At 40.4% G+C, this 19,746-nt stretch carries 17 protein-coding genes; 3 read left to right on the forward strand and 14 right to left on the reverse strand.

The genetic code is table 11. The features are described 5' to 3' along the window. Nucleotides 1-35: 35 nt before the first annotated feature. Nucleotides 36-761: a 16S rRNA pseudouridine(516) synthase gene (locus HT711_RS07900; protein WP_173233674.1), complete on the forward strand. Its 726-nt coding sequence runs from the start codon at nt 36-38 to the stop codon at nt 759-761. A 41-nt stretch (nt 762-802) separates the two neighbouring features. Here HT711_RS07900 and HT711_RS07905 read toward each other — a convergent pair whose 3' ends face one another. The 3 genes from HT711_RS07905 to HT711_RS07915 form a co-directional block, all read right to left on the reverse strand. After that, the gene (locus tag HT711_RS07905) at nt 803-1,036 is read right to left on the reverse strand and encodes a hypothetical protein (protein WP_001088017.1); all 234 of its coding nucleotides are present in this window, start codon (nt 1,034-1,036) and stop codon (nt 803-805) included. 86 nt (nt 1,037-1,122) lie between these two features. Continuing rightward, on the reverse strand, nt 1,123-1,503 hold the full coding sequence (locus HT711_RS07910) for a rhodanese-like domain-containing protein (protein ID WP_000259256.1): 381 nt from the start codon (nt 1,501-1,503) through the stop codon (nt 1,123-1,125). Further along, nucleotides 1,503-1,772: a YqgQ family protein gene (locus HT711_RS07915; protein WP_033689072.1), complete on the reverse strand. Its 270-nt coding sequence runs from the start codon at nt 1,770-1,772 to the stop codon at nt 1,503-1,505. Before HT711_RS07915 ends, HT711_RS07910 begins: the two co-directional genes overlap by 1 nt. Before the next feature lie 62 nt (nt 1,773-1,834). On the opposite strand from HT711_RS07915, the gene HT711_RS07920 reads away from it, so the two are divergent. Then, entirely contained in the window at nt 1,835-2,743 is a 909-nt protein-coding gene (locus HT711_RS07920) for a LysR family transcriptional regulator (RefSeq protein WP_173233672.1), read from the forward strand. 53 nt (nt 2,744-2,796) lie between these two features. On the opposite strand, the gene HT711_RS07925 is transcribed toward HT711_RS07920, so the two are convergent. From HT711_RS07925 to miaA, 5 genes are read right to left on the reverse strand one after another with little or no spacing between them, the layout of a single operon-like run. Continuing rightward, a complete protein-coding gene (locus HT711_RS07925) occupies nt 2,797-3,552 on the reverse strand; it encodes an SDR family oxidoreductase (protein ID WP_173233670.1) in 756 nt (251 codons plus the stop codon). Nucleotides 3,553-3,572: 20 nt separating this feature from the next. Next, the gene (gene rnz / locus HT711_RS07930) at nt 3,573-4,502 is read right to left on the reverse strand and encodes a ribonuclease Z (RefSeq protein ID WP_138700711.1); all 930 of its coding nucleotides are present in this window, start codon (nt 4,500-4,502) and stop codon (nt 3,573-3,575) included. 14 nt (nt 4,503-4,516) lie between these two features. Next, nucleotides 4,517-5,140: a cystathionine beta-lyase gene (locus tag HT711_RS07935; RefSeq protein WP_173249975.1), complete on the reverse strand. Its 624-nt coding sequence runs from the start codon at nt 5,138-5,140 to the stop codon at nt 4,517-4,519. Then, complete coding sequence (gene hflX / locus HT711_RS07940) at nt 5,133-6,371, reverse strand: GTPase HflX (protein WP_173233666.1); 1,239 nt, start codon at nt 6,369-6,371, stop codon at nt 5,133-5,135. Before hflX ends, HT711_RS07935 begins: the two co-directional genes overlap by 8 nt. Further along, the gene (gene miaA, locus HT711_RS07945) at nt 6,364-7,248 is read right to left on the reverse strand and encodes a tRNA (adenosine(37)-N6)-dimethylallyltransferase MiaA (RefSeq protein ID WP_173233664.1); all 885 of its coding nucleotides are present in this window, start codon (nt 7,246-7,248) and stop codon (nt 6,364-6,366) included. Before miaA ends, hflX begins: the two co-directional genes overlap by 8 nt. A 120-nt stretch (nt 7,249-7,368) precedes the next feature. Here miaA and HT711_RS07950 point away from each other — a divergent pair, with 120 nt between their 5' ends. Continuing rightward, entirely contained in the window at nt 7,369-7,539 is a 171-nt protein-coding gene (locus tag HT711_RS07950; RefSeq protein ID WP_001051780.1) for a DUF3042 family protein, read from the forward strand. A gap of 155 nt (nt 7,540-7,694) precedes the next feature. On the opposite strand, the gene HT711_RS07955 is transcribed toward HT711_RS07950, so the two are convergent. From HT711_RS07955 to HT711_RS07980, 6 genes are all read right to left on the reverse strand, one after another. Beyond that, entirely contained in the window at nt 7,695-8,534 is an 840-nt protein-coding gene (locus tag HT711_RS07955; RefSeq protein ID WP_173233662.1) for a thymidylate synthase, read from the reverse strand. 97 nt (nt 8,535-8,631) lie between these two features. Next, the gene (locus tag HT711_RS07960; RefSeq protein WP_033684051.1) at nt 8,632-9,591 is read right to left on the reverse strand and encodes an ROK family glucokinase; all 960 of its coding nucleotides are present in this window, start codon (nt 9,589-9,591) and stop codon (nt 8,632-8,634) included. Between the two features lie 110 nt (nt 9,592-9,701). Beyond that, a complete protein-coding gene (locus HT711_RS11435; protein ID WP_173249977.1) occupies nt 9,702-10,394 on the reverse strand; it encodes an excalibur calcium-binding domain-containing protein in 693 nt (230 codons plus the stop codon). A 49-nt stretch (nt 10,395-10,443) separates the two neighbouring features. After that, a complete protein-coding gene (locus HT711_RS07970) occupies nt 10,444-11,061 on the reverse strand; it encodes an alpha/beta hydrolase (protein WP_164226712.1) in 618 nt (205 codons plus the stop codon). Next, complete coding sequence (gene pabB, locus HT711_RS07975) at nt 11,062-12,783, reverse strand: aminodeoxychorismate synthase component I (RefSeq protein ID WP_173213824.1); 1,722 nt, start codon at nt 12,781-12,783, stop codon at nt 11,062-11,064. A 69-nt stretch (nt 12,784-12,852) separates the two neighbouring features. Then, entirely contained in the window at nt 12,853-19,731 is a 6,879-nt protein-coding gene (locus HT711_RS07980; protein WP_173213826.1) for a ZmpA/ZmpB/ZmpC family metallo-endopeptidase, read from the reverse strand. Nucleotides 19,732-19,746 lie beyond the last annotated feature (15 nt).

Below are 19,746 nucleotides of genomic sequence, written 5' to 3' on the forward strand. Positions count from 1 at the left end.
TCAAAGCAAACAACTTATGATAAGATAGGCACAGTATGCGTTTAGATAATTTATTAGCCCAAGAAAAAATCAGTCGAAAGGCCATGAAGCAAGCCTTACTTAAAGGGGATATTCTCGTCGATGGTTGCCCAGCCCGCTCCCTAGCCCAAAATATCGATACAGGACTACAAGAACTCCTTTTTCAGGACCGAATCATTCAAGGATATGAACACACCTACCTCATGCTTCATAAACCTGCCGGTGTCGTGACAGCCAATAAAGACAAGGAACTCCCAACCGTTATGGATCTCCTTCCAACTGACATCCAGTCTGATAAACTCTATGCCGTCGGTCGACTGGACCGAGATACGACTGGTCTCCTCCTCGTGACCGATAACGGTCCCTTGGGCTTTCAGCTCCTCCATCCCCAATATCATGTCGATAAAACTTATCAGGTTGAGGTTAATGGACTTCTGACACCTGACCATATCCAAGCCTTTCAAAAGGGAATTGTCTTTTTAGATGGTACTGTCTGTAAACCCGCAAAACTAGAGATTCTATCTGCAAGTCCCTCCCTCAGTCAAGCCTCTATCACCATTTCAGAAGGAAAATTTCATCAAATCAAGAAAATGTTCCTCTCGGTTGGTGTTAAGGTGACTAGCCTCAAGAGAAGCCAATTTGGGGACTTTACATTGAACCCAGATTTAGCAGAAGGTAACTACCTCCCTTTGAACCAAAAAGAGTTACAAATCATTAAAAACTATTTAGAGATGAGTCGATAAAATAAAAAAAGCTTTAAATTTAAAGCTTTTTTGTTTTTTGCTTATCTAAAAACTACTGCGATTGTTAGAATCCAGTTAAGAACAGAAACTACAAGTCCTACGATGTTGAGAATTTTTTCTGTTTTATAGTCCAGTCCAGATTCTTTTTGGTATGAAAAAGCCAAAACCAATCCTATGATCCCCAAAATCAGACTCACTATTGGAGAAAGCAAACCAAGGACGATAGATAAGATACCTAAAATAAGTGAAGGTTTTTTCTTTTCTTGTGAATTCATATTATAAAATCTCCTTAAAATTAATATAAATGATGATACCATAAAATGCTAGCTTTATCTATCATTCGACAGATTTTTACAGAATGTTAGCTAGTCTTCACTTTCCCTTTCCAAGAATCCAAACCATAAGAAAGGATATAAATCTCAGAAAAACCTTGTTTTTTCAAGTAAAGGGCTGCATTTGTGACACGTTGCGCACGTTGGTTTTCGTAAAGAAGGACAGGTTTATCCTTACGAAGGGCTGCAAGACTAGTCTTCAACTGACTTGAAGGAATATTGCGGGCACCAAGGATATGTTTTCTGTGGAATTCTGCTGGGTCGCGCAAATCAATCAATTGACCTGTACGAATCAAGGCTTCAAATTCCTCATTATCCACAATTTTAGCCGCACGGCGAATACGAAGATAGTTAAAGCCCATCCACGCCAACATTGCCAGTATAAGTGCCCACAAAATCCAAGTAACCATTAGTTCTTTTCTCCATTTTTCTCAATATAATCCAATTCTACCTTGTGCTCTCTGCGAAGAACCGCTTCCGCTTCCAGATAATCCAGTTTGTCCATCAGCCCTGCATCGTAAATCCGAGAGAGTTCCAACTTCATCAGTTCAATATCATATAAGCGTTTTCCCATATAAACAATAATACCAAATCGTTTGAGGAATTGCTGCACATCATAGAATGTTTTCATAAGACTCATTCTAGCAAATTTTTGTGTTTTTTTCAAGAAGAGACTCACACAATACCTTGATTTTCCTATCTTCCTTGGCGATTCTGACGCAAGTGTGGTACAATAAAAACATGAGAATTCAACAATTACATTATATTATCAAAATCGTCGAAACTGGCTCCATGAATGAGGCAGCCAAGCAACTCTTTATCACTCAGCCGAGTCTTTCCAATGCTGTGAGAGATTTGGAAAATGAAATGGGTATTGAAATCTTTATCCGCAATCCCAAGGGCATTACCCTGACCCGTGATGGAATGGAGTTTCTCTCTTATGCCCGTCAGGTTGTCGAGCAAACTCAGCTTCTGGAGGAACGCTATAAAAATCCTGTCGCCCACCGTGAACTCTTTAGCGTTTCGTCTCAACACTATGCCTTTGTGGTCAATGCCTTTGTATCGCTACTCAAGAAAAGCGATATGGAAAAATACGAACTCTTCCTTCGTGAAACTCGTACTTGGGAAATTATCGATGACGTCAAGAACTTCCGTAGTGAGGTCGGTGTCCTATTTTTGAACAGCTACAACCGTGATGTTTTAACCAAGATGCTGGATGACAATCAGCTGCTGGCTCACCATCTCTTCACAGCACAACCGCATATCTTTGTCAGCAAGACCAATCCTCTGGCAAAGAAAGACAAGGTCAAACTATCTGATTTGGAAAACTTCCCTTATCTCAGCTATGACCAAGGGACGCACAACTCCTTCTACTTTTCAGAAGAGATTCTTTCCCAAGAACACCACAAGAAATCCATCGTAGTCAGCGACCGTGCTACCCTCTTTAATCTCTTGATTGGTTTGGATGGATATACCATTGCAACAGGGATTTTGAACAGCAACCTCAACGGAGACAATATCGTTTCTATCCCACTGGATATTGATGACCCAATTGAACTGGTCTATATCCAGCATGAGAAAACCAGCCTATCTAAGATGGGCGAACGCTTTATCGACTATCTACTAGAAGAAGTCCAGTTTGATAGTTGAGAAATCATAAGAACCAATATGTAGGCTAGCAACAACCTGCATATTGGTTCTTTTTACTTATAATTAAAAGTTTCCCCTGCCAACTTATCAGCTAGCTTGGGAAAGAGAGTATAAAACTTATGGGCTAGATTCAACAAAACAGGAAGATTGAGTTCTCGTTTGTTTTTTCCTATAATCTTGACAATCTTTTTAGCCACTGCATCTGGTTTCAACAGGAAGCGTTCAACCGACTTGAGATAGGTGCCATCTGGGTCGGCCTGGTCAAAAAATCCTGTTCGGATTGGTCCTGGATTGACTGTCGTCACATAGACTCCATAGGGTATGAGTTCGAGGCGTAAGGCATTTGAAAAACCAATAGCCGCAAACTTGGTTGCTGAGTAGAGACTGGACTTGCCAGTAGCGATTAAACCTGCCATGCTGACGATATTGATGATATGACCTTTTCGGCTTTCCTTCATACGAGCTGCAAGGCGACGAGACAGATTCATCAGGGCAAAGGTATTAACCTCGAACATCTGGTGAATATCTTGGTCAGAAATCTGGTCAAATTCCTCAAAAATCCCGTAACCAGCGTTGTTAATCAAGACATCAATCTTGCCATAGCGGAGATAGAGATCAGTTACCAGAGATTCTAAAGCTGAGTCATCGGTAATGTCTATTTCAATCAATTCTGCATGGGGATGGTCTCCGTAGAGTTGGGCTAATTTTTCCTTATTTCTACCAAGCAAGATGAGCTGGTCATCTGGCAGGAGTTTGACCATTTCTTGAGCTAGACCACCGCTAGCTCCGGTAATGAGAATAGTAGGCATACTTATCCTTTCTGTGACTGCTAGATTTCCACTTCTTCCAAATCCTTGACCACATGGACGTTTTCAAAAATCGTTGCCGCATCTTTCTTGAGCTTGCTGATATCTTTTGATAGAAAGCGAGCACTGATATGGTTGAGCAATAGTCGTTTGGCACCTGCTTCTACCGCTACTTGTGCAGCTTGCATGTTAGTAGAATGACCATGATTACGAGCAATTATTTCATCGCCCTTGCCATAAGTGGACTCATGAACTAGGACGTCGGCATTGACAGCCAGACGCACACTAGCATCCGTTTTTCGAGTGTCTCCTAAAATAGTGATAATCTTACCCGGACGGGGAGCTGAGATATAGTCAGCTGCCTTGATTTCAGTCCCATCTTCGAGAACAACGTCCTGACCGTTTTTAATTTTTCCAAAAAGTGGGCCAAATGGGACACCTGCCGCCTTGAGCTTTTCAGCATCCAGCGTTCCTTCCAAGTCCTTTTGAATGACACGATAGCCAACACAGAAAATAGTATGATCCAACTCCTCTGCATACACCGTGAATTTATCGGTCTCAAGGATTTTACCTAGAGAATCTTGGTCAAACTCATGAAAATGAATACGGTAAGGCAGGCGCGAACCTGACACACGAAGACTGGTTAAGACAAAGGACTTGATCCCTTGCGGTCCATAGATTTCCAAATCTGTCTGCTCTTCATTGGCCTGAAAGGCACGGCTAGATAGGAAACCTGGCAAGCCAAAGATGTGGTCTCCATGTAGGTGGGTAATAAAGATTTTGCTGACCTTACGTGGTCGAATTGTGGTTTCCAGAATGCGATTTTGCGTTCCTTCTCCACAGTCAAAGAGCCAGACTTCGTTAATCTCGTCCAAGAGTTTCAGGGCGAGACTTGAAACGTTGCGGGCTTTAGAGGGCTGACCAGCCCCCGTTCCTAAAAATTGAATATCCATTCGATACTTTCTAATTAATCAATATATAACATGGCTGTGCGGTTTTCCGATCGGAAATAGCGCTTGCCAGAAAAAGCAGTAGCTTCTTGCAGTAAATCCTCTTGGCTGTAGCCTTTGAGACGCTTACAACCATCAGCCAAGCTTTCTAAATCTGTCAAAGCTGTGAGATTTTCCACACTAACAACTTCCTCATCTCCGACAGGCTTCATGTAAATCTTTCCAGACTCTTCAAATACTAGTTGATGGGGGAAAATTTGCGCAATTTCAAAAAGCAAGTCTTCTGAAATAACCTCTTCATTTTCAGAGAAAATCTGACCAAGACCCTCACTCTCATAACAAAAACCAAAGGATTTACCAGACAAATTAAGTCGAATAAAAGGCTTATTTTCTAGAGTGAAACTAGGTTCAGCATTGTAAAGATTCAGTTCCTGACTGAGTTCCGCAAAATAATCCGTCGCTGCTTGAGGACTCTTTTTTTGATATAGTTCTGCAAAGTAAGCATTGACTACACTTGGCGGAGGTGTAATAAGTGTTAACTGCTCCTGCTCTGTTCTACCAGCTAGAAGCTGATCCAGATAGACCTTATCCAGACTTGTATAGCCCCCATATTTTAGAGCTAAGGTTTTGATATCAGTCATAAAATTCTTCTAACCTCCATTTATTTTTCTCAGAAATGTAGCCTGTAATCACTTCGCCGTCCTCCTGATAATCACGTTCTTCAAGAATCGCAACACTTTCTAAATCATGAATCTTGTAGGACTTGGAAAAAGGCACGCGCAGGGTAAAGACTTCAAAAATATCCTTGATTTTCTCTAAAAACAAAGCCTGCAAATTCTCACGACTATCCTCAGACTTGGCAGAAATGAGGGCATAAGGCGTTTGGGTAGGCGTGAAATCCTCCACCAAATCCGCTTTATTATAAAGGGTCAAGCGAGGAATGTCCTCCATGTCCAGGTCTTTCATGATGGACAGGACTGTTTTTTCATGTTCCTCGTGGTAAGGATTGCTGGCATCGATAACATGAACTAGAAGATCCACATGCTTGCTTTCTTCCAAGGTTGACTTAAAACTGGATACCAACTCTGTCGGCAAATCTTGGATAAAGCCCACAGTATCAGTTAAGGTAACCTGAAGATTACCTCCCAAATGGATACTCTTTGTCGTCGCATCCAGGGTCGCAAACAGCTCGTCTGCTTCATACTGGGTCTTAGCGGTCAAGGTATTCATGATGGTTGATTTCCCAGCATTGGTGTAACCAATCAAACCAATCTTAAAGGTGCTGGACTCCAAACGTTTTTCTCTGACTGTGGCCCGATTTTTCTCAACCACCTTGAGCTGGCGCTCAATGTCTGTGATTTGATTGCGAACACTACGACGATTCAGTTCGAGCTGGCTTTCACCAGGACCACGGGAACCAATTCCCCCTGCCTGACGGCTGAGCATGATCCCCTGACCAACCAAGCGAGGCAAAAGATACTTGAGCTGGGCTAGGTGGACTTGGAGCTTCCCTTCATGGCTTCGAGCTCGCATGGCAAAGATATCCAAAATCAACTGCATACGGTCAATGACCTTGACACCCAGAACTTCCTCTAAATTGACATTCTGCCTTGGAGTCAAGCGGTTATTGACGATGACAGTAGTAATTTCTTCGGCATCCACCATGAGGGCAATCTCTTCTAACTTACCAGAGCCAACAAAAGTCTTGGAGTCATACTTTTCACGTTTTTGTCTGTAGCTATCTACAACGACTGCACCAGCTGTCTTGGCTAGACTGGCCAATTCTTCCATAGAGAGGTCAAAATTGTCCATGCCCTGCAATTCCACACCGATAAGCAGGACGCGTTCCTCTTTTTTCTCCGTTTCAATCATCTAAAAACTCCTCTATCTGGCTTAAAATGCGGTCTTGCACACCAGATTCTCCGATCTGATAAAAAGTCACCTGCATGCGATTACGGAACCAGGTCAACTGACGCTTGGCAAAACGACGGGTCGCCTGTTTGAGACTCTCACTGGCTTCTTCCAAGGTCTGCTCTCCACGGAAATAAGGAAAGAGTTCCTTGTAGCCAATGCCCTTAGCAGCCTGCACATCCGGGTGATGATCAAAAAGCCACTTGGCCTCATCCAAAAGCCCAGCCTCAAACATCAAATCCACTCGATGATTGATACGTTCATAAAGTTGACTACGTTCATCATCCAAGCAGATAATCAATGGTTCATACAAGGTCTCTTGATTTTCCAAATCCTGACCAAAATGGGCAATTTCCAAGGCACGCATCGCACGACGACGATTAAACTGGGGAATTTCAAGGCCTGCTTGCTCTACCAAATGGGCTAATCCCTCATCCGTATAAGGCTCCAAGCTAGCCCGATAGGCCAAAATCTCCTCATGGGGAGTCTCCCCACCCAGGTGATAACCTTCTAACAAGCTCTGGATATAAAGTCCAGTCCCACCGGCGATAATTGCTAGCTTGCCACGGCTGTGAATATCCTCAATAGCCATCTTAGCTTCTGAAACAAAATCAAAAGCCGAGTAAGACTCGGTTACCTCTCTAACATCAATCAAATGATGAGGAACAGCTGCCTGCTCTTCTGGACTAGCCTTAGCCGTCCCAATATCAAGTCCTCGATAGACTTGCTGGCTATCTCCACTAACCACTTCGCCATTAAAACGCTTGGCCACTTCAATGGCTAGAGCCGTCTTTCCAACTGCAGTCGGTCCAACAATCACAATTATTTTTGTTTTCATCTTTTTTCCTTGAAAAATTCCTATTTTTTCGTTACTATTATTATAACACAAAAAGGTCAGTCAGAAAAATGTGACCTCTTGAGGAGGCTGGCTGATTGAGAATATAAAGGAGGAAGACTCATGGCTAAAGGATTCGCTAAAGGTCTTGTAACAGGTGTCGCAGGAACTGTCGCTGCCGTTGCAGGTGCAGTATACGCATTTAAAAAGAAAGTAATCGAACCAGAAGAGCAAAAAGCAGCTTTCATCGAAGAAAACCGTAAAAAAGCAGCTCGCCGCCGCGTATCACGTTAAGAAACAAAAGAAGTTGAGATTTATTTTCTCAACTTCTTTTTTCTATTCTTCTATACTGTGCAAACTAGGAAGCTAGCCACAGGTTGCTCAAAGTACTGCTTTGAGGTTGTAGATGAAGCGACGCTGACGTGGTTTGAAGAGATTTTCGAAGAATATTAAATAGCTAGGTCAAACTTCAACTGTGGCTTGACAGGGTCATAATCCACCAACTCAAAATCTTCTGCTTTAATATCAAAGAAATTGGTCTTATCTGGCACATTTAAAACCAAACGAGGTTGGCAGTTTGACGGCTCACGACGAAGCAATTCCTGAGCTTGTTCAAGTTGATTGTCATAGATATGAAGGTTGTTGATAAAGTAAAAGAATTTCCCAACCTTCCAACCAAAATGCTTGGCAATCATCATTTGAAGAGCCACATACTGCATAGCATTGATGTGGTGGGCCACTAGCATATCATTCGAACGCTGGGTCAAGGTCGCATCCAGATAGATTTCCCCATCTACACGGCGGACATCAAACATGGTCTGAAAGGCGCATGGGAGGAGGCCATCTGTTTCTTCGAAAGCTTGGTAATCCCAGAGCGAAATAATATTGCGGCGGTTCCAAGGGTTGGCTTCCAACTGCTTGAGAAGCTTATTGATGATGTCGTGTTTCTTAACGACCGCCCCGTAACGTTCACCAATAGTTCCTGTATCTCCCACTTCCCAGTCATTCCAGTAGTGAACATTGTACTTGTCATTAAGCACACCTAGGCTATTTGATTGGTCTTGGTAAATCCAGAGCACTTCCTTGATGGCGGATTTGATGGCAATAGGACGCAAGGTTGTGATGGGGAATTCCCCCTTGGCCAAGTCATACTCTGCAAATGCACCCGTTACATACTTGGAGTTGGCAACAGTCCCATCCTTGTACTTAGGACGAGCCTGCTCTGAGAAAACACCGTCTTTGAGGATTCGTTCAATATTTTCTTTAAAAATCGTATCTGCTTTTGTCATTTCGTTTCACCTCATTCATTGTCCTAACTAGTATAGCATAAAAAAGAAAAGAGGAACATTACTAACTCTAGGTTAGCATTTTTCCTCTTTTATTATTTTATTGCAATACAAGTGATGCTGCTCCGATAACCCCAGCGTCATTTCCTAGAGTTGCAAGAGCTAATTTAGTGGATGTGCGTACTTGTGGGAAGCTATTTTCGTCGTAGACTTTTTGAACACCTTGTAGAAGGAATTCTCCCGCAGCTGATACACCACCACCGATAACGATTGTTGATGGGTTTAGGATTGAACCAATGTTAGCACAAGCGATTCCCAAGTAACGTGAGAAGTTACGGTAAACGATCAAGGCAAGGTCGTCTCCTTCTTTTGCCAAATCAAAGACAGTCTTAGCAGTTACTTCTTCTCCGTTATCAATCAAGCGTTTCAAGGCTGCATCGCCTTCGTATTCATCCGCATAGCGACGAGTCAAATTGACAATCCCTGTTGCTGAAGCAACTGTCTCAAGGCAACCTTTCTTACCGCAAGTACATGCGATTGGTTGGTCAAAGTCAACAGTGATGTGGCCAAGCTCACCTGCTGCACCAGCAACACCATGAAGCAATTTGCCTTCAGCGACGATACCGCCACCAACACCAGTACCGAGTGTCATAAAGACAACGTCTGGTTGGTTATCACCAGCACCCATCCAGCGCTCACCAAGAGCTGCCACGTTGGCATCATTATCGATGAAGAATGGGATACCCAAGGCTTTTTCAATCTTTTCTTTAATTGGTTGAAGGGTTTTCCAGTTGAGGTTGTAGGCACCGATAACAGTCCCTTTTTCACGGTCAACCACACCTGGTGATCCCATCCCAATTCCTTGGAAGTCCGCTGCTGCCAATCCAAGCAAGTCCAAACGGTGTTGAATAGACTCAATCATATCATCAACGATATGACTTCCCTCATCCAAAATATTAGTCTTGATAGACCATTTTTCTTGGATTTCTCCTGCTGTTGTTAAGATTGCAAATTTGATAGAAGTTCCACCAAGGTCAATCCCAATAATCTTTTGACTCATCATATTCTCCTTTTTCATTGTATAGTAATTGAAAATGCTTACAGCACTAGTATAACAAAATTCATTTACTTATGCAAAGGTTTGCATTAACTTTCTAAATTTTATCTGATTTATGGTTTCCAGAGATCTGAGGCATCTACATAGTAGCGGCCTCCATCAACTCGCTCATTCTTAGCCATTTTACCATCTGATTTCAAATAGTAATTTCCTTGCCATGCATTGCGAGCGTATGAACCATCTGATTTCAAGTAATACCAGGCTTGATAAGAAGAGTCATAAACCCACTCACCTTGTGCCATTTTACCGTTTGACTTAAGGTAGTAAGCTCCTTGCCATGCATTCTTTGCATAAGATCCATCTGATTTCAAATAATACCAAGCTTGATAGGAAGAATCATAAATCCATTCGCTCTGGGCCATTTTCCCGTCTGCTTTCAGATAGTAGCTTCCCTGCCATGCATTTTTCACTGGATTGCCATTTACATCAAAGTAATACCAAGCACCATCCTGCTTAACCCAGCCACTTGTTGTTGCTGAACTTGTATCAGTTTGGGTTGTAGTCTCTTGTTTTGCTTTAAAGGCACCCTTAGGGGCATTTTTCAATTCACAAGCCACACCATCATGATCGCGGTCTAACCTGGCAGAATACCCAGGTTCTCCCTTGTGAATATCTGCGTATCCATTCGCCCAAGCTTCTTTACAACTAGAAAAATGAATATTTTCCTCTGCTAAAACTGGTTGTGAAAATAAGGCTAAAACTGACAACGTCGCCAAACTCATTTTAAAAAATAGACGTTTGTTCATTACTTTCTCCTATAGGAATGTTATCGATTTCAATATTATTTTATCAAACTTATTTCAGCAATTCAAGGAAACTTCTGGTATTTTCTACAAACTCCTTTGGTTTTTCCTTATTCAAGACATGAGAGCCGTCTGGGATAATCTGAAATTGGGATTCTGATATTAGTTTATGAAGACTTCTCATAGAACTAAGATTCGGTTTATCTTTGCTGCCACAAATTAGTAAGGTTGGATAGGGGCAAATCCCTGCTATATCCGTTAAATCAAGTGTCTTCAATTCTTTGGAAATACCTATTATAAAAGTCTTGTCTGCCCCCTGTTTTTCAAATAGTCTTTTGGGAAGTAGTTTAAAAATCAGCAACTGAAGATAAAATAGGATATTCCCTGCTAATTTAAGCGGGCATCCTGATAAAACCAAAGCTCGAAGATTTGGTAAATCGTAACTGGAAAGTTCTAGTGCCAGGGCAGCACCTAAGGACAATCCAATCAAAACAAAAGGTTCTATCTCTTGAGCTAGTTGCTGATAAACTCGCTCCTTGGCTTTTTGATAGCTGCCAACTCCAGAAGGAAATAACTCGATAGCCTCAGAAGAATAATCTGTCAGTAGATTCCGAACTTCTTTCCAACTCTCTCCGGACTGCCCTAACCCATGCAAAAATATCAGTTTCATCTAATTCTCCTCAAGTCTTAGTTCATACAAGCCTCTCACTGCATTACAGCCATATATAGCCTCAACTTGGGCTAAGTCTGTCAAGGTCAAGACTTTCTCTTCTACTTGTCCTGTTTCTAGTAAATACTGACGGTAAATTCCTGGCAAGATACCAAGTCTGATAGGCGGTGTGTAGAGTTTTCCAGCGATTTTCAGAACCAAATTTCCAATAGAGGTTTCAAGTAGCTCTCCTGACTTATTGTGGTATATCTTCTCTTGTTCCCCTAGGCTCAAATGCGGTCGGTGGCTTGTTTTAAAATAGGTAAATGCTTGTTGCAAATTGGCTTCCTGCAGGCAGAGTTGGGCATGGCAGAAGGTTGGACTGAGAGGTTCCAATACTTGACGATCGACTTCTATCTCTCCAGACTTGCTAAGGCTAATTCGCAAGCGGTAGTCTTGATCAATGTCACAATCCTGACACTCTTCCTCTATCTTTTGTTTCAAGTTTTCTGAATCAAATGGAAAGGCAAAATACCGACTAGCTTTTCTCAGTCTTTCCAGATGTTGTTCTTCAAACAGCAGTTGTTTTTGGCTGATTTTTCCAGTTGTAATTATTTGGAAAAGAGCTTGTTTCCGATAAAGCACAGCAGCCTTTTGATGAACCTCACGATATTCAGATTCCCAAGTGCTATCCCATGTAATACCTCCGCCAACTCCATAGATGGCTTGACCTTTGTGAAGTTGAATAGTACGGATAGCAACATTAAAAATCCGTCGTCCATTTGGAAGCAAGAGACCAATCGTTCCACAGTAGACTCCGCGCGGTTGTGGCTCCAAGTCCTTGATAATCTCCATAGTCGCAATTTTCGGTGCGCCCGTTATGGATCCACAAGGAAAGAGAGAGCGAAAAATTTCAACAAGGTCCACATCCTCTCGCAATTGACTCTTGATGGTCGAAGTCATCTGCCAAACCGTTGAATACTGTTCTACTTGGCAAAGACGCTCCACGTGCTCACTCCCCACCTCAGAAATACGATTCATATCGTTGCGCAAGAGGTCCACAATCATCATGTTTTCAGAGCGATTTTTGGGATCCTGCTCCAGCCAACTAGCCTGTTCAAGATCTTCTTGGTCAGTTACCCCACGCTGAGTCGTTCCCTTCATTGGGCGCGTTGTCAACTCGCGGTCATTCTGCTCAAAAAAGAGCTCTGGACTCATGGAAATCACTGCCATCTCGTCATGTTCCACATAGGCATTGTAGCCCGCCTCCTGCTCTACCACCATACGATTGTAGATAGCAAAAGGATTGGCAGACAACTCCTGCTTGAGTTGGACAGTGTAGTTGACCTGATAGGTGTCTCCCTGCCGCAAATGATAGTGAATCTGGGCAATCGCCTTTTCATAGTCTGTTGCAGACGTTACTTCCTGCCAATTTGAAGGCAAATCAACCTCATCATAAATCAGAGGAATAGGGGATGTTTCTACCCTATCATGAACGGTAAAATATAGCAGATACTCTGCCAGTAAAGGAGCTTTATGAACTGCTAATTTCTCCTCAAAAGCAGGTGCAGCCTCATAGCTGACATAACCCACCACATAGTAGCCCTGCTCTTGGTAGCTTTCCACTTGTGCCAGCAAGGCTGTTACTTCCGCTAAATCTCTCGTTTTTAACTCTTTGATAGGCTGGGTAAAGATGTATCTCTCCCCCAAAGCCCTAAAATCAATCACTGTTTTTCTATGCATAGCTTAAGTATAGCATAAAAAGGCAGATACAGACAAAGCTGATCTACCTTTTTACGATTTTATTCATCCCTATGCTTGTGGTGCAGTAAATAGATCACCAGAGAAACCGTCTGTGTTTTTAAGTAATGCTTTGTACACTTTAGCTTTAAGATTTACAGTATTTGTATATTTGTCTTTAATTTTAGGGTCATTTAACTCCTGTAAATCTTTAGTCACAGCTGCATTGAATAATGCTTGTAGTCTACTATATGAAGAGATGTTTTCACCGTCAATATTAATTTCTGTGAATCCTCTTTGAGCTTTTGTAAGAACTTCCTCATACCAAGTTTTTTTCCAGTCTTCAAGAGTTTTAAATTTACCACCAGAAACTTTATCAATAATAAATTTATCACTTAGAGTTTGACTTGCTTTATTGGCTTCGGATTTATATTTATTAGAAACATATCCGATGAATCCATTTTCGTATCCGAAATATCCCCACATACGAAATGCATTATGTTTAAATGATGCAGCCCCAGGAGCACCATCACTGGTATTACCACCATAGATACCAGTCATCATATTTATATTCACATAAGCAGTTCTAAAATCAGATGGATCGTATGTGTTATTTCCAGGAGCACCATGTTTGGTAATGAAATTATTATCAATTAAATCATTAATGTTATTTAATTGAAGTGCTTTCTCAGTGTCATTTAAATCGCGAATTTTGTCAAACTGGTGAGGTTGTCCGTCCTTACGCATTTGTTTATCCATTTTCTTGAACCAGCTATCATTGTTACCTTGTAATTTTGGTAAGACAGCTTCAGCTTCAAGAGAATCTAACATCATCAGAGCTTCATTATAGTTCTTCATATATTTATCAATAGCTTCTCGTGATTGAAGCTTATTAGGGTTATAGTTGTACCATTGATTACCATCATTTGAACGTTCAAATGCCATATTTAATCCAAGTGCGCCGTATTCACCTTGGTGTCCATGTTCTGCTGGGGACTGTAACATGCCTTGAGCAAAGGCTTCTAAGAATGTTCCTTCACGATGCGTGTATCCTCCATAGTAAGCTACGCGGTCATTTATATGAGTAGTCTCATGCGTAAATGCAGACGCACCATATTCACTAATCATATCAGACATAACAAATACAACTTTAGCTCGAGTATCATTCTTGTCATCATAATATGTAGCATATGCCCCAGCAACAGCTCCATTAGGACCGTAATGCTCACCGACAGGACCATAAAGCTCACGAGTAGGTGGATAAATGCCTGTTCCATCTTCGAACTTACCATATTTATCCATCCATTGCCCCCATTTATGACCCCAAACTTGGTAACCTTCCCATACTGGAGTTACAATATCTTTGACAAGCTTATTTTTTACCGCATCTGTTGCTAAACGATACCAGAAATCAAGATAGTTAATTTGTCTGTCTGCAGCCAAATTAATATTATCCTTCCACTTATCCAGTGTGGTATTGTATTTATTAGCAGTCCCAAATGATATAGTATTGTAGGTCGATATCAAGAATGCTTGGGTTTGTTTAAGGTTAAGGAGCGGTAAAATCATCTTTTGATGGTATCCGCGAGATAAATTGTCAAAAGCACGATACTTAGCAGTTTTAATAGCCTCTTCACGTGACTGACGTTCTGCTACATAAACCTTACCTTCAGTGGAGTGAATAAACCAATCATTCAAATTTGTGTCGGCTGTCAATAACTTCATATTATATCGTAAGAAGTCAATAAGATTTCCAGACACCGTGTTCTTAGCCAATACCTCTCTAAATGCATCATGTGTACGATGACCTTTTAAAGTATTTTCTTTTGAACCAATTTCAATCAGTCTATCTAAGACATCTACATTTTTACCATAAAAATCTGGTTTAAACATCATTAAGTCTTTAATGGTTTTACCATCAAAATTGATACCATAATATCGATTTAGGTAAGCAAGACCTAACATAATTTTTGCGCTATTGTCTTGAACTTTCTTAACAAGAGCTCTTTGAGTTGCGTCTGATATGTTTAATTGATGATCTTCTGATTCCACAAGATGTTTGACAATCGTATCCATATTAGACTTCAATTCTTGGAAATGTTCCTCAAAATAGAAGTCACGAATATATCCATTTTGGCGTTGCTCTGTGTTTGCACTCTTATCTTTACTGTCATTACGTCTATCCAAGATCGAACGGACACCCGCAGACTGAAGTTCTACTGAAGTCAAGGCTTCCTTAACCTTAGTCATCAGATCACTACGATCTTTAACAACCATGTTTGGTGTGTAAACAATATTTTGACCGACTATATTATATTCTTTCACTTGAGCTACTCCAGAATCAGAATTGACTGCCACGGACATTTCTTCCTTTATACCATCAGCGTAGTGAATCATAATCTTATCAATATCAGATAAATCTGTAACAAATTGACCATTCTTCATACCTGTAACAGATAATACTTCTTTCTTCACAAGATTTGAATCTTGCTCTAACTTATTACCCTGATTTACAATCCAGTCTTTGTTATAAAATGGTTGAAGTTTAGCAATATTTCTATAAGCTTGGTCATATTCTGATTTGTAGTTTTGAATCAGTTTATATTCTTTATCTTTAGTTTCAATATTGTTTAATCTATTTGTTTGAAGTTCTTCACTCTCAAACAAATTTGCAGTAATGCCATAACCAGCTACACGTTTATCAGCATCTTCTTTGGAAATTTCTTTCAAATTATGGGATAAAGTATATGACTTACTACCGACACTAACTCCTAAAACACTATAGTTGTTTTTAATATATGGAAATGCAAAATCACTGTCATTAATATCTGGAGAACCATATAATATTTCACCTTTTACTACCTTAGCGTAACTCACATTGTCATCAGCATTTCCCCAAGGCCAGTTTTTACTGATTAAACCTCCAGCTTCAACAGGGTTTGATAAATTAATCACACCTTTCATAACTGACTTACGTAATTTTGTAAATCTATCACGTCCAGCACCATTTATTCTATGTTCCATGACGGCAACAATTCCACCAACACGTACACGATTACCTGTAAGATTAGCATCGACATAAGCTCTATCAATAATACCTTCGTACATACGGCCTGCAATACCTCCCATATAGGAGTTAGCACCATTACCAGTTGTATGGATATTACCTATAAAAGCTATATTTTCAAGTCTTGAAGCATGCTCTATCCAGTTCACAAATCCAGCCACATGATTACGACCTGTAATATTACCCGTTACTTTAACATCTTTAATAAGAGACTGGTCACCTTGCATTTTATGACTGATGACAGAAACATGATCTTCTGACGGAAGATTGATATTCACATTTTCAAAATTAATATTTTGCACTTTACCATTATCAATTAAATGAAATAAAGGCTTTTTCAAATTATAAATAGCATAGTGCTTATCGCCATCACTAGAGAGCGTACCCTTAAAATTACCTGTTACATATGATTTACTACTAACATCTAGATACTGTGCATCTAAACTTTTTCCTAATTTAAACTCACCGTTAGGATTTTTCTGCATAGCATCTACTAAATCTTTGAAGTTATAGTAAACGTTATTTTGCGATGCTTTGGGTTTCTCTATGTAATAAGTGTACGTTTGACTCAAGCTATTATTTGAATCACGTTGGATTAAATCAGGAGCTGAAGCAGTAACTTTAAATAGGGATGTCTCCTCCTCAGTTACTTCCTCTATATTAGTAATGGCAAGCCTTGTTACTTTATTATGATTAGTGGTAATTTTTAGATAATATGACGTTAGATTTTCTGGAACAGTTTCTAGAAGGCTACTATCTGTTTCATTTCCATTCTCATCCACTTTCATCAATCTTGTTTCTTTAATATCTTTAATCTCAACTTTTTTAAGGTCTAGTTGGATTGGTTGATTATCTAAGATTTCTGTTACATCACCGTTACCTCTATCGTAAACCATAGTTGTAGATAGAGTGTATTCTTTGTAATACTCTAGGTTTTTAAATGCTGCGTCTATAGTTTCATTATTTACATCATCGCCTGTAAGCTCTACAGTGCTAACAACTGTTTCTCCTTTTTTCAGAGTAGCTGTAATTGATTTAATTTTTGTTTTATTTTGGTTTTCTAGAGAATACTTAGCAATTGCTTCACGTTCTAATACTTTCTTATCAGTGTTTACAAATTTTAATACTGGTTTTTCAGTCAATGGAACTAAGTTTTTGATAGCTTCTTGTAATCTTCTAGTAGCATCATCTACTTTACTTTGAGTGGCAGCTTCATCTGAATTTACAGGGTTTGCTGCTACAAGGGCATCTTCTAAAGCTTTCCATGTTTGAGTAGTGTATTCTTCTTTATGTTTGCTGTTAGCTGTGTTAATAGCATTTTGCAATGCAGTCTTATCGACGGCAAGAGCATTTATAGCGGCTTGAAGAGCTTTAGTAGCCGCATCTATTTCACTTTGTTTAGGAAGTGGAGTAGTTTGATCGTTGATTTCTTTGGCTTTGATTTCGGCTTGTTTGAAGTTGTTCCAAGTTTTTGGACTGTAGTCAGTTTCTTGTTTTTGATTAGCAACTGTTATTTGCTCTTGTAATTTTGTTTTATCAACATTAAGTGCATCAATAGCGGCTTTCAAGTTCTTAGCGGCTTCATCGATTTGAGTTTGAGTAGCAGTAGCGTTATCTTCTACGGCTTGAGCAGTTTTTTTCGCTTCTTCTAATGCAGACCAAGTCGCAGGACTATGATCAGCTTCTGTCTTAGAGTTAGCATCAGCAAGTTGTTTTTCCAGTTCAGTCTTATCAGTTTTTAATGCATCAATAGCAGCTTTAAGTTTTTTAGCAGTTTCATCGATTTGAACTTGAGTAGCTTTGTCGTTGTATTTTACAGTTTGAGCGTCAGTTTTCGCTTCTTCCAAAGCGTTCCAAGATGTAGCACTGTAGTCAGTTTGAGTTTTTTCGTTTGCAAGGTGAAGTTGTTTTTCAAGTTCGGTCTTATCTGTGGTTAAACCAGCGACAGCAGCTTTAAGTTTTTCATAAACATGATCAACTTCGCTTTGCTTAGTAGCTGGGGTGTTTGTAACTTTTTCAGCTTCAGCTAATACATCTTGAAGGTTTGCCCAAGATGCATCACTGTAGTGCTCTTTAGTTTTTGATTTTGCGTCAGCGATAGTTTTGTTTAACTCAGTTTTATCGACACTTAGAGCATCGATAGCCGTTTTAAGTTTATCTGTCTCGCTATTTACCTCAGGCTGTTTTACAGACTCTGAAGCATAGACACCTTTTGCAGTTTCTAAAACAGGAGTCAATGCACCATAACTTGCTGTAGAATAATCAGTAGGAGAAACTGAACTAGCTTTATCAATTTGATTCTTTAACTCACTTTTATCAACTGGTTCTTTAGTACCAATACCTTTTATTTCATCTACTGGCTTGGTTGTTATTGTATCCTCTAATACTTTACTAGACTGTTTTCCATCAATAGTAGTGACTTCAGTTAAAATAGTGCGTTCACCTGCCACACCTTCTCGAATAACTTTTGTTTCTCCCTTAGTGAGATTCTCATCGTCTTGCTCAATTGTCTTAAAAGGCACAGACTCTTTAGTTACTATAACTTCAGGCTTAATCTCTATTACATTTAGCACACCTTCTTCAGGAGTTGTTTTATGTTCTACTTTTGGTGTTTCGTCCTGATGTTCTACAGTTTCTTCAGCCTTGGTATCTGGAGTTGACTCTTCTTGTTTCGGTGTTTCTTCCGCAGTCTTCTCTTCTTTAGAAGCTTCTGGTTGCTTTTCTGGCTCGACTGGTGCTATTGGTGCCGTTTCGTCTTCTCTTGGTACAACTGGTTCACCTACTTGTTCAACTTTTGATTCCTCAGCTGGTTCCGTTTGTTTTTCTACAGCAGGCGTTTCAACTTTTGGTTCTTCAACAGGTTGATTAGCAGCCTCATCTTTTGTTTTTACTACTTCTGGCTGTTTATCTTCTTGTTTCGGTGTCTCTTCCGATACCTTATCCTCTTTAGGATCTTCTTGTTGTGATGAATCTTTTGGTATCCTTGGTTGCTCCGGTTGTGTAGGTTGCACGGGTTGTTCTGGGACTTTTGCTTGTTCTACTGGTGGTTCAACTTTTGGCTCCTCAGCTTGTTTATCTGATGGTTGACTTTCTGGCTTGACTGGTGCTTGTTCATCTATTTTTGAATCAACTGCTCCACTTACTTCTTCAACTGGAGCTGATTCTGCTGAAGCTTCTTTCCCCTCTTCTGCTTTAGGAAGGGTGTCGTCAGTAGGTTTTACCTCCGATTTTGGTTCTTCCTTTGGACTTTCTTCTGTTTTAGGTGCTTCTTCTTTTGGAGCTTCCTCTGTCTCTACTGCTTGGTTTTTTGGCTTAGCTTGCTCCTGATTTGTTGTTACTTGGGGATTCTCAACTTCGACCACAGTCACCTCTCCAGGTTTAGCTGAGGCTTCTTCTAAAACAGTGTCCAAGCCAAGCGTTTTGAGGATGTCGCCTGATAGATAACCAACATAGCGATAGCCCTCCATTTCAACAACACCCTCTCGACTAGCCGGTGCTAGGGTCGCAACTGGGTCTACAGCCCCTGCACTAGGAAGAACTACCAATCCCATAGCTCCAACTAAAAAGACGCTGGCAATTTTCTTTCTCTTGTAGATTAAAAGCAAGCTCCCAACAGTCAGCAAACCAAAAGCTGTCAAAACAGATGCTTCTGTCCCTGTTTGTGGCAGCTGGTCTTTTTGATACACCAAACCATATACAACTTCATTTCCATCAGGTTTTCCTGTCTTGATTAAATCTTTAGCTTCTTGTGAAATAACCTCTTTATCTACATAGTGATAGGTAGCTGCATCCACTACAGAAGGAGCCATCAAAAGGCTTCCAAGAAATACAGAACCTACAACTCCCTTAATCTTACGAATTGAAAAACGGTCTTTTTTAAACACTTTCATCTCCTTTAT

This window comes from Streptococcus sp. 1032 (genome assembly GCF_013277015.1).
Taxonomy (GTDB): domain Bacteria; phylum Bacillota; class Bacilli; order Lactobacillales; family Streptococcaceae; genus Streptococcus.

Excerpts from the sequence above, each read along its gene's own strand:
- HT711_RS07900 (WP_173233674.1), top strand. The coding sequence starts at position 36 with ATGCGTTTAGATAATTTATTAGCCCAAGAAAAAATCAGTCGAAAGGCC.
- HT711_RS07905 (WP_001088017.1), bottom strand. The coding sequence starts at position 1,036 with ATGAATTCACAAGAAAAGAAAAAACCTTCACTTATTTTAGGTATCTTA.
- HT711_RS07910 (WP_000259256.1), bottom strand. The coding sequence starts at position 1,503 with ATGGTTACTTGGATTTTGTGGGCACTTATACTGGCAATGTTGGCGTGG.
- HT711_RS07920 (WP_173233672.1), top strand. The coding sequence starts at position 1,835 with ATGAGAATTCAACAATTACATTATATTATCAAAATCGTCGAAACTGGC.
- HT711_RS07925 (WP_173233670.1), bottom strand. The coding sequence starts at position 3,552 with ATGCCTACTATTCTCATTACCGGAGCTAGCGGTGGTCTAGCTCAAGAA.
- rnz (WP_138700711.1), bottom strand. The coding sequence starts at position 4,502 with ATGGATATTCAATTTTTAGGAACGGGGGCTGGTCAGCCCTCTAAAGCC.
- HT711_RS07935 (WP_173249975.1), bottom strand. The coding sequence starts at position 5,140 with ATGACTGATATCAAAACCTTAGCTCTAAAATATGGGGGCTATACAAGT.
- hflX (WP_173233666.1), bottom strand. The coding sequence starts at position 6,371 with ATGATTGAAACGGAGAAAAAAGAGGAACGCGTCCTGCTTATCGGTGTG.
- miaA (WP_173233664.1), bottom strand. The coding sequence starts at position 7,248 with ATGAAAACAAAAATAATTGTGATTGTTGGACCGACTGCAGTTGGAAAG.
- HT711_RS07950 (WP_001051780.1), top strand. The coding sequence starts at position 7,369 with ATGGCTAAAGGATTCGCTAAAGGTCTTGTAACAGGTGTCGCAGGAACT.
- HT711_RS07955 (WP_173233662.1), bottom strand. The coding sequence starts at position 8,534 with ATGACAAAAGCAGATACGATTTTTAAAGAAAATATTGAACGAATCCTC.
- HT711_RS07960 (WP_033684051.1), bottom strand. The coding sequence starts at position 9,591 with ATGAGTCAAAAGATTATTGGGATTGACCTTGGTGGAACTTCTATCAAA.
- HT711_RS11435 (WP_173249977.1), bottom strand. The coding sequence starts at position 10,394 with ATGAACAAACGTCTATTTTTTAAAATGAGTTTGGCGACGTTGTCAGTT.
- HT711_RS07970 (WP_164226712.1), bottom strand. The coding sequence starts at position 11,061 with ATGAAACTGATATTTTTGCATGGGTTAGGGCAGTCCGGAGAGAGTTGG.
- pabB (WP_173213824.1), bottom strand. The coding sequence starts at position 12,783 with ATGCATAGAAAAACAGTGATTGATTTTAGGGCTTTGGGGGAGAGATAC.